Source organism: Sorangium sp. So ce131 (assembly GCF_051519095.1).
Classification (GTDB): domain Bacteria; phylum Myxococcota_A; class Polyangia; order Polyangiales; family Polyangiaceae; genus Sorangium.
On sequence record NZ_CP150455.1, the window covers coordinates 4990399 to 5000903 of the forward strand.

Annotated in this window: 7 protein-coding genes; 4 read left to right on the plus strand and 3 right to left on the minus strand. The window is 69.1% G+C overall.

The window, feature by feature from the left end:
- Positions 1-50: 50 nt before the first annotated feature.
- A complete protein-coding gene (locus tag WMF43_RS18115; protein ID WP_437681720.1) occupies positions 51-668 on the minus strand; it encodes a glutathione binding-like protein in 618 nt (205 codons plus the stop codon).
- Between the two features lie 44 nt (positions 669-712).
- On the opposite strand from WMF43_RS18115, the gene WMF43_RS18120 reads away from it, so the two are divergent.
- Together WMF43_RS18120 and WMF43_RS18125 are read left to right on the plus strand one after the other, a co-directional pair.
- Positions 713-1678, plus strand: a complete 966-nt coding sequence (locus WMF43_RS18120; protein WP_437681722.1) for a LysR substrate-binding domain-containing protein — start codon at positions 713-715, stop codon at positions 1676-1678.
- A 100-nt stretch (positions 1679-1778) separates the two neighbouring features.
- Complete coding sequence (locus tag WMF43_RS18125) at positions 1779-2876, plus strand: hypothetical protein (RefSeq protein ID WP_437681724.1); 1098 nt, start codon at positions 1779-1781, stop codon at positions 2874-2876.
- 46 nt (positions 2877-2922) lie between these two features.
- Here WMF43_RS18125 and WMF43_RS18130 read toward each other — a convergent pair whose 3' ends face one another.
- Both WMF43_RS18130 and WMF43_RS18135 read right to left on the minus strand, forming a co-directional pair.
- Positions 2923-6066 (minus strand): AAA family ATPase, encoded by a 3144-nt coding sequence (locus WMF43_RS18130; protein ID WP_437681726.1) that lies wholly within the window; start codon positions 6064-6066, stop codon positions 2923-2925.
- Positions 6063-7505: a TIR domain-containing protein gene (locus WMF43_RS18135; RefSeq protein WP_437681727.1), complete on the minus strand. Its 1443-nt coding sequence runs from the start codon at positions 7503-7505 to the stop codon at positions 6063-6065. Before WMF43_RS18135 ends, WMF43_RS18130 begins: the two co-directional genes overlap by 4 nt.
- Before the next feature lie 407 nt (positions 7506-7912).
- Here WMF43_RS18135 and WMF43_RS18140 point away from each other — a divergent pair, with 407 nt between their 5' ends.
- Both WMF43_RS18140 and ectB read left to right on the plus strand, forming a co-directional pair.
- Positions 7913-8134: an MbtH family protein gene (locus WMF43_RS18140; protein ID WP_437681729.1), complete on the plus strand. Its 222-nt coding sequence runs from the start codon at positions 7913-7915 to the stop codon at positions 8132-8134.
- A gap of 1078 nt (positions 8135-9212) precedes the next feature.
- The gene (gene ectB, locus WMF43_RS18145; protein ID WP_437681731.1) at positions 9213-10451 is read left to right on the plus strand and encodes a diaminobutyrate--2-oxoglutarate transaminase; all 1239 of its coding nucleotides are present in this window, start codon (positions 9213-9215) and stop codon (positions 10449-10451) included.
- Positions 10452-10505 lie beyond the last annotated feature (54 nt).

Below are 10505 nucleotides of genomic sequence, written 5' to 3' on the forward strand. Positions count from 1 at the left end.
CGTGGTTACGCAGGACAACAGCCTTTCTGGCGGCAGATGCCCGCCGACCCTCACTGAGTGCCTTCGGCCGCGAGCGCCGCGCGCACCGCCGGCCGCGCCGAGATCCGCTCCACGTACGCCCCCAGCGCCTCCGGCAGCTCCACCCGCAGCAAATACCGATACGTCCGCAGCGCGAAGTACGCATACGCATCGACCACAGTAAACGCCTCTCCATTGAAGAACGCCCGCTCCCCGAGCGCCTCCGCGAGCAGCCCCACGCGCTCTCCCAGCCGCTGCGCCGCCCACCTCTTCGACTCCTCGCTCACGTTGGGCATCAACGTGAACGGCGCGAACCCCTTGTGCAGCTCGGTCGCGATGAACTGCAGCCGCTCGTCGAACCGAACGCGCACCAGATCGCCGCGCTCCGGCGCGAGCCTCGCCTCCGGCCACCTGTCGGCGATGTACTGCAGCAACACCGCCGTCTCCGTCAGCAAATTCCCATCCGGCAGCAGCAGCGCGGGCACATACCCCTTGGGATTCACGCTCCCAAAATCGCCCCCATCCGCGGTCTTCTTCGTCCTCAAGTCGACGCGAACGAGCTCGAACTCCGCGCCCGCCTCCCGCAGCGCGATGTGCGGCGCGAGCGAGCACACCCCGGGTGTATAGAAAAGCTTCATCGTCTTGGTCATGCCCGCAGTCTACGCCGCCCCCGCCCTTGAACAATCCCTCCCGATTGATCACTCTGTCCACCGCCATGAACAGCCGCCCCGACTTCGCCGCCATCGAGGCCTTCGCCCGCGTCGCCGAGACCGGCACCTTCCGCGCCGCCGCCCTCGCCCTGTCCGCCCCGGTGTCGACCGTCAGCGTCCAGGTCCGTCGCCTCGAGCAGCGCCTCGGCGCCCGGCTCCTGGAGCGCACGACGCGCCGCGTCCGCCTCACCGACGAGGGCCGCGAGTACCTCGAGAAGGTGCGCGCCGGCCTCGACGCGCTCGCCGAGGCGGAGCGCGCACTCTCGTCGCTCCACGGCGAACCCCGCGGGCGCCTGCGGGTCGCCGCGCCCGTCGAGCTCGGGCAGGCGGTGCTCGGCCGTGTGCTCGGCCGCTACGCGAAGGAGCAGCCGGGCGTCGCCGTCGAGGTCGAGCTCACCTCGGAGCGCGTCGAGCCGGTGCGCGACGGCTTCGACGTCGTGATCCAGATCGAGCCGTCCGACAGCGCGTCGCTCGTCGCGCGCAAGCTCGGCGCGCCGTCGCGGCGCCGCCTCGTCGCCAGCGCGGACTACCTCGCGTGCCACGGCGCCCCGGCGCACCCGCGCGAGCTCTCGCGGCACACGTGCCTCGTGATGGGCACCCGGCGCGAGGCGGCGACGTGGCGCTTCACCCGCGGCGGCGCGACGTCATCCATCGTGCACCGCCACGCCACCGCGAACAGCTGGGCGCTGCTGCGCGACCTCGCCGTCGCCGGCTGCGGGATCGGCTGCCTGCCGGACTACCTCGCCGCGCCCGCGATCTCCGAGGGAAAGGTCGAGGAGGTGCTCCCAGCGTACATGATGCCCGCCGAGCAGCTGTACGCGGTATATCCCCGCGGCCGCCACGTGCCGGCGCGCGTGAGCAGCTTCGTCGCGGCGCTGCGGAGCTTCCTTGAGGTGTGGCCCGGCTGCCTGCCCAAGCCGCCTCCGCGGCCTTCCGCGGCCCGCGCGTGAGGACGGGCCGCGCGCGCTCCAGCCGCACCGGAAGGCGTGATCGCGCCTCTGCTACACTCGGTGCAGCGCACCCGGACGGCGCCGCGAGCGCGGAGGCGACATGACGGACGAGTCTGCGGCACGAGCGGCCGAGAAGGCCGCGTTCTTCATCCCGGAGAACGAGCGCGAGGCCTCGCGTGAGGAGCTCTCGAGCCCGACGGGGAAGTACAGGCTCGTGGTGTCGAGCTTCTCGACCGGACGTGGCACCTGGGACTACGCCCAGGGCAAGGTCTACAGGGCCGGCTCCCTCGACCCCGTCGCCGTCGTGCACAGGAACCACGATTCATTCCCTTTCCTCTTCGTCGAGGCGCATCCGAACGGCCACGACTACCTCGTGTGCGGCGAGGACTACCAGGGCCAGACCGTGGTGGAGCTCGACACGGGAAAGCGCCGCGATCACCTGCCGGACGAGGCGAAGGAGGGGATCGGCTTCTGCTGGACGGACATCCGCTTCGAGCCGTCGGCCGCGACGCTCGTCGTCGAAGGATGCATCTGGGCGTGCCCGTACGAGCTCCGCTTCTTCGACTTCTCGGACCCGATGTCCGGGTGGCCCGAGATCGAGGCGACCGCAACGATCGACGCCGATCGGCGCCCACCGACGTTCAACGCCGACGGGACCATCCTCTGCTACCAGTCGGCGTCCGACGACGAGGCCAGCGCCGACGCTGCCGAGACGCCGCTCGCCGCGACCCAGACGTTCCGGCGCGATGGCCTGAAGCTCGTCCTCCAGGGCGCGTGGGTCTCCGAGAAGGAGCAGGCGAGGCGCAAGGCCATGGAGGAAGCAAACAAGAGGTACGAGGCGTGGCTCGCGAACTTCCGCGCGACCGATCCGCTGTACCTCGCGGTCGCCGAGGCCGTCAGCGATCCGGCCTTCTCTCCGGAGGACCACATCGGGATCGGAGTCACCTATGAGGGATGGTGTCCGGATTTCAAGGCCCAGGAGCGGCGCATTACCCGCCGTATCGCGAAGCGGGGTACGAGCCGCTACACGATCGACATCGAGTGGGGTGCGGAGACGGGCCCGGTCAAGCTCGTCGTCTACAAGGACGGCAATCACGCGGAGAACAGGTTCTTCGAGCACTCCGTCGCTGGAATGCGCGACGCGCTCGCCCACGCGAGGTCCTTGATCGCGAGCGAGGCGGGGCCCGCGGACGGCTGACGGGCCCCGGCCGACATCGCCACGGAGGCGGCACCGCCACGGTCCGTCATGCGCCAGGCGGCGCGCCGTGGCCTCCCGTTCGCTCGCGTATCCAGCGGGACACGAGCGGGATCTCGAACCGATCGCCATCGCGCCCTTCAACCACATGGTACCGCTGCAACCGGCGCAGCGACGAGCGCGTCAGCTCGTCCATCGGTGGCAACGGGCGCCCCTGCGCGAGCGCCCGCAACCAGGCCTGCCCGGCGGCGACCTCGTCAGGAGCCGTGCCGGTCGTCTCCTCCCATACGTTCGCGAAGTAGATCGTGCCCGACGCGAGCGCTTCGCCGACGGCCTCTTCGAGTCGCGCGAGGTCGATCCTGCGCACGCCGTGCCGGTTCGCCACCCTGACCATCGCCTCTCCGAGGAGCTGCACGAGGTAGGGCTGGCAGGAGGTCATCTCGATGACCGTGTCGACGACCTCCACGTCGTACGTCAGGTTGAACGCCGGATCCGGATCCAGGAGCAGCTCGCGCGCCTCCTCCCGGTCGAGGTAGAGGATCTCCACGGGACGGGCGTTGATGAAGTAGCTCGTCCACTGCGGCCCCAGCTCCTCGAGCGTCTGCGCGCCGCACAGGATGAAGCCGAGCTCCTCCCGGTGCTGGGCGAGGTGGCGAAGCTCGTCGAAGAGAGGCAGGCCGACCTTGCCCCGCGCCATGGCCTCACCCAGCTTCTCGAACTCGTCGAGGCAGAAGAGCAGGCGTCGCTGTCCGAGCAGCGGGCGGAGGCCATCGAGCCAGTCTTCCAGCGCAGGGTAGGGGCTCGCGCGGAACGTCGCGCGCTCCGCGGCCGGCGCCTCGAGGCCGCGGCTGCGAAGGTCTCGGATCGCTGCACGGACGAGGCCGAAGCAGAAATCGCCTTCGCTGCTCGTCATCGCCTGGCTCTGCAGGTCGACATAGACCGGCACGAGGTCCTCGGGAAGTAGACGCGAGAGGTTGAGGAGGAAGGAGCTCTTGCCGCACCGTCGTGGGCCGTGGAGCACGAGGGTCGGTCGGCCCTGGCCGCGGGCCGTGTGGACGACATCCGCCGCGAGGCGCCGGCGTCCTTTGAACAGGTGGTGGCGATCGGCGCGTATCGGGTTGCCGGTCTGGAACGGCTGGACGATCTCGACGCGTCCAGCCGACGCCAGCTGTGCCTCGATGCCCTCTCGAAGTGTCGATCGCCAGTGGTCGAGCACCCGGCGCCACTCGGCGCTGTCTGCCTCGCCGAGGCCTAACCCCGAGGCGCGCTCGTGCAGCCGCTCGACGCGAGCGATGGCGTGTTCCAGGCCGCGCTCACGCTGGACGGGGAGGTCCTCGTCGAGCGCGGCGCGCACGTCCGACGCGATCTCCGTCAGGGCGGGGAGGAGCTCGGCGAGCTCCCGCGAAAGGAGCGAGGAGGCCTCACCGGCGTCCGCGTCGGAGAGATACACCTGGGGAGGCAGAAAAAATAGCAGCACGTCGCTGCCATCCTTACGCATCTTCGCGATGCCGGCCGCGTCCTTCACGGCGAGCAACCACCGCCTCACAAGACGATTCCGCTCCGCGCTGTCGAGGGCAGCGATGGCATCCACGATCGCTGTTGCCACGGAGCCCAACGTCCGCCAGTAGCACCAGGGCGCACGGATGCATGCGGCGCTCTCGATGCTCTTCAATGTGCTCCACGGATCGGCCTGGCACGCGATGGTCAGGATCCTCCCATGCCCGGGGATGGGGAGCGGCGCGAGCTCGAGCGCGAAGGGCGGCATCGTGTCGAGCCAGCGGATGAGCGTACCGGGCGAGGCCTGCCGGGCGCGGTGCGCGCGTATCGCGGCTTCCGCAGCGAGCAGGAGCAGATCAGGCAGGACGCGGGTGTAGCCGACGAGGACGGCTGGCATCGCGAGCAGCGCCCAATAGCCATGGCTTGAGCCCAGCATCACACACCCGGCTCCGCCGAGGAGGAGCCAGCGGAGGCTGCGTGTCTGGGGGAGGGAGAACAAGAAGAACTCAATCCCTTTCAGGCCGTGCTCGATCGTGACCTGGAACAGATCCTTCAAGTCGTCCACGTCGACGCCGCTGCGCATCGGGGCCAGCGCATACCCGAACAGGTACGCCATCACGAGCAGGTGCTCGAGCGGAGCGGCGGCAGCGACGACCAAGAACCCGCCGACGAACGGAACGAACGCGCCCCCCACGAGGCCCACGAGCGCGCTCCTCCACACGGCTCCCGTGAAACCCAGGACGTCGACGCGCTCAACTGAGCGCAGCAGAAAATGCAAGCTCCCGGCGACGGCGAGCAACGTGCCAAACAGGACACTCATCGTGGGCGCCGCCAGCGCGATGACCCATTCGGCGAGCAGGAGATGGAAGAGCCCGGCCGTCCCGGCGATGCCGCCCATCAGGTGAGCGAGGATCCGTGACTCTCGCGAGCCGTGAGGTTCTTCGATCGCGGTCCGTGGTTCTCGCGAGCGGCGAGGTTCCTCGATCGCGGTCCGTGATTTTCGCGAGCGGCGAGGTTCTTCGATCGTGGACAGCAAGAGCGCGAACGCGGTGGGGAAGCCAGCGAACGCCGCCGGGACGGGATCCTTGACGACCATCCAGAACCCGAACACAACCGCTGATGACATGCCTCCGATGAGGATGGCCCGGCCTGCCTTGAGCCATCCTCGGCGCCAGGTCCGCTCGCCGACGAGCGCAATGAGCCCGAGGGCCGCGAACGTGACTCCCGTCGCGGGCAACGTGCCTGGTGGGATGCTCCGAGCGATATTGTCGAGCGCGACTCCTGCGGTCGACGGCGACCACAGATAGATCCACGCGCAGAGGGGTGGTAGGATCAGCCCGAGCGAGGCGCAAACCCCGCCGCACCCAAAGCTCGCCAGCAGCACGGCGAAGGCGAGGACCAGGTACCTTGGTCCCGCGAGCGCGACCGTCTCGATGGCGAGCGGCAGCGTCGATACAGCCAGCAGGAGCGCGTACTGCGCCAGCAGGCGGCTCGCTCGGGTGCCCGGCTTCGTCCTCACCCACAGGACGTGCCGGAGAGAGGTGTCCTTCGGCTCGTCCTCGTTCCCCGTCTTATCGCCCTCGCGGCCGTCCACCACCTCCGGCGGCGCCCATTCATCCAGCCGCTCCTGAAGCTTCCTCGGGCAGAAGAACGCCCAGTACCAGAGCTCCCACGTCTCGCGCAGGAACGTCCTCATCGCTGCTCTCGCACGAACGCGGCGAACGCGCTGCTGAACACGCCGCCTCCGGGGCGGAGCAATCCGAGGCGCTTCAGGTCGTCGACGGCGCTGGTCGAGGCCACGTATCCCTTCGCCCCGCTCGCGCACCGGACGGCGCTCTGCTCCGCGGGCGTCAGGTTGCTCCACAGCTCGCGGAAGCGATCGGCGGTCTGAACCCGGAAGGCGTCGCGTGTCGCCTGGTGATCCCGGTGCTGCCACAGCAGCGCGCCCGCCATTTGCACGTAGTAGGGGAAGCCGCCTGCAAGCTCGTCGATGAGCGCCATGTCCGCGGTGCTGGGAACCGTGTCGCCCCGGGCGAAGCCGCTGCGTACGAGCGGCTCCCACTCGGGCTCCGGCAGGGCACCCAGCGTCGCCACGCTGAAGATGTTGCCGAAGGGCGACGTCAGCCCGCAATGGGCGTAGACCTCCGCGAGAGGGCGCCGCGTCGTGAGCACCAGCGCGAAGTAGCCGGCGGTGGCCTTGGCACGGAAGTCCTCACCCCAGTCCTGGAACCGATCGAGCCGAGAGCCGATGCACTCCAGCTCGTCGATCAGCACCAGCAGCCGCACGCCTCGGTCTCGCAGCTCCGCCAGCCCGTCGTCGACCGCGAAGCCATCGCCGTTCTGCTCGCTTTGCCAGGGGGCCCGCCCCGTCTGCGACGCGATGCCCCGGCGGAGCCCGTCCAGGATCCCCGCCGGCGTGTGCAGCTGCCTGGCCTGTAAATCGAGCAGGACCACGACGGGAGACTGCGCGGGCGTGCAGAACTCTTGAATGCGCTCCTTGATGTAGCGGAGCAAGGAGCTCTTGCCGCTGCGGTGCAGCCCCACGATCGAGATCGATTGCGCGGAGATACCGCCGATGCGGGCCCTGACGTCGGCGATCTGCGCGCGGCGCCCGGCGAAGCGCTCGGGCGGTACTGGTGTGCCATACTCGAAGCCATGGATGCCCTGCCGAGTGCGGGAAACGGACGGATCTCCCCCCTGGATCTGCGCGATCGTGCCGCGTACGGCGCGGGTCACGAGCTCCCAGGCATCGTCGTGATCCTGGAAGCGCGTGACGGGCTTCGATGGCTCGGGCAACATGGTCAGCTGCGCGACGGGCTCGAGGTCGTGGGCGCAGGATCGAAGGAGGACGGGCACGACGTGGATCCCCTGCGCTGCCTGTAGGGAGAGGGCATGATCCATCTCGGTGCGGCAGCGCGCGGACGCGAAGAAGTCGGCGCTGAGCAGGAGCAAGACGACCTGGGCCGCCGCCCGCTTCTCCTCGAGCGCGTGCGCCACGCTGTCGCCGGCCTCGACGCTGCTGGACGAGGTGATGCGGACGTGACCCTGACGCTCCAGGCCAGCGAGGTGCCTGGAGAGCTCGCGGAACAGCTCCCCGTCCTCGGGGGCATAGGAGACGTAGAGGTCCACAGGCATCGGAGGGGCTGTCCCGCAGGGTACAGCGCCGTGGAGGCGTGTCCAGACTCGACGCGTGCTTGCTCGCGGCGAGATCGGCGAGGGCGTCGCTCGCGGGAGGGAGGCGCGCGGAACGCCCTCCCGTGCGGTCAGCGTTTCGACCTGGAGAGCCCGCACCACACCGCGCCCGGCGGAGCGCTCGCGCGACGGCGCACACTGCGATCTGAAGACCTGGCGCGAGCTCCACGGCACGAGCGCTCTGACGACCCGGCGAGCGCTCGATGGCGGCAAGGGCACGACCCGGAGCTCCCGTGACGCTGCTTGACGTGCCGGGGGCAACATAGTAGAGGCACAATGCGGCGCGCTGGCGACCTTCGCCGACCCTGTCTGCAGCCGCACCCCTACAATCCCGAACCGCTGGAGCCACGATGCACCAGGAAGAAGACATTTTCGTTGTCGTTGTGAATCACGAGGAGCAGTACTCGATCTGGCCCGCTTCGAGGGAGCTTCCTCCTGGCTGGCGGGATGAGGGCACGAAGGGCACCAAGGCCGATTGCCTCGCCCATATCGAGCAGATCTGGACGGATATGCGTCCCCTCAGCCTGCGCAAGCAGATGGACGCCGCGGCGGCGGCGGCCGACGGCGGCTGAACCTCCGCGCGGCGCCCCCCGGCGCCGCAGACACCCGGCGTTCGCCGCTCATTTCCCGCTCGGATTTCCCGCTCAGGGTGCACGCGCGAACCTGCCCCGAACCGACCCGCTCGCGCTCGGCTCGCAGCGCGGCGCGGACCGTCATTCCACAAAAAGCCTCCGAATGACCGGTCGGATCCGGGAACGCCGGCTGATCCCGGTGCCGCGGGCGACCGGCTCGGACGGGCGGACGCGGGCATTCGGTCATGCCGCCGCCATCCCCTTCATCGCCTTGGTCGCCTTCGTCTTCCTTATCGTCCATTGGCGTGTTGGTGCACGAGTACACGAGCGTGGCGCGATCTGTCAATCGGTGTCGCGTTTTGTCAATCGCACCCCCGTCAGGTGATGCGCTATACATGTCGGCGATGACGTTACTTTGGGCCGAACCGCTTTCCGCGAGCAGGAGCTCGGATCGCCGAGCCTGAGTCGGTCTCCCGACCTCGCACGCGCAGCGCGCTGGCCCCCTGAGCCTGGATCGTCCGAGGTTCCTGGACGTCGACGCTCAGTCCATCGGTCTCCTCCCGGCGGCGCGGCGCTCGTCACGGGCGCAGAGAGCGCCTCGTGGCGCGCGCGGCGGCCCGACGAGCCACCGCGGCTCACGCTGAGATTTTGCTGTGAGGCAAGAACGCCTCACGAGCGGCAATCTGTCGTCATAAAGGAGCAATCTGACGCCATTGAAGAATCAGCCTATCGCCGGTCTTGATAAAGGATGGCGTCCGGCGTCGATCATGACGTTGAAATGTCACACCTTTGCCTGATAACGAATGCTAGAGTCCAGCTGATCAACTCTCGTTAGCGCGCGTCAGGATCGGAGGATGACGGGCGGCGTGAACGATCACATCGATCATCGATCGTCGCGCCGCCATCGGCCTCGTGATCGAGATCAGGTAGCGGGAGCAAACGAGCGGTGACGCGCCGATGGACGTCGTCCTCCAGGGCGCCGCGCCGCGGCGGCCCCGCGCCTGCCCGCGGCGTGGCGACGCGCTGGCGCCGGGCAGCACCCGGGTCCTTCGATTCCCTTGCGAAAGAGAGCAACACCATGACCATCTTCGAGGCGCGCGAGTCGAACGTCCGGCTGTATTGCCGCAAGTTTCCGGTCGTGTTCAGCCGCGCCCGCGGCTCGGAGGTGTTCGACACCGCGGGCAAGCGCTACATCGACTTCCTCTGCGGCGCCGGCGCGCTGAACTACGGGCACAACAACGAGCACATCAAGCGCCGGCTGATCGATTACCTGAGCTCCGACGGCATCGTCCACGCGCTGGACACCCACACCGTCGCGAAGCGGGAGTTCCTCGAGCAGCTCCAGCACACGATCCTCCAGCCGCGGCAGCTCGACTACAAGGTCCAGTTCTGCGGCCCCACCGGCACGAACAGCGTGGAGGCCGCGCTCAAGCTCGCGCGCAAGGTGACCGGGCGCGCGGGCGTGTTCGCCTTCACGGGCGCCTTCCACGGCATGACGCTCGGCAGCGCCTCCATCAGCTCCGGCCGGCAGGTCCGCGCCAGCGCGGGGATCCCCCTGGCGAACACGACGTTCATCCCGTACCAGGACGGACCCAGGGGGCCGTTCGACTCGCTCGCTTACATGGAGCGCCTCCTCGAGGACCCATCCTCCGGCGTCGAGCTGCCGGCCGCGGTGTTCGTGGAGACCGTCCAGATGGACGGAGGGGTCTATGTCGCCTCGCCCGAGTGGCTCAAGGCGCTGCGTCAGCTCACGCAGAAGCACGGCGTCCTGCTCGTCTGCGACGACATCCAGGTCGGCTGCGGGCGCGCCGGGAGCTTCTTCTCCTTCGAGCGCGCCGGCATCACGCCGGACCTGGTGACGCTCTCCAAATCGATCAGCGGCTACGGGTTCCCCATGGCGCTGCTCCTGATCAGGCCCGAGCTCGATCAATGGCGCCCCGGCGAGCACACCGGCACCTTCCGCGGCAACCAGATCGCGATCCTGGGGGCCACGGCGGCGCTCGATTTCTGGAAGGACGGGGCGTTCGAGTCCAGCATCCAGAAGAATGGTCAGCTCCTGTCCCGGATCCTCCGCGAGCGGGTGGCGCCCGGCGGCGCCGTGCGCGGGATCGGCATGGTCTACGGCATCGACCTCGCCCAGGAAGGGGGCTTCGAGCGGGCCCGGCAGGTGCAGGCGCGGTGCTTCGATCAAGGCCTGATCATCGAGCTGTGCGGACGCAACGACACCGTGCTGAAGGTCCTGCCCCCGCTGACCACCGGGGCAGCGCAGCTCGAGGAGGGCTGCGCCATCCTCCAGGAGGCGCTGCGCGCGGGGTGAGCCCCCGCGCCCTCCTCCCTGTCGCGACGTCTCCCCGAAGCAGGTCAGCGCAGC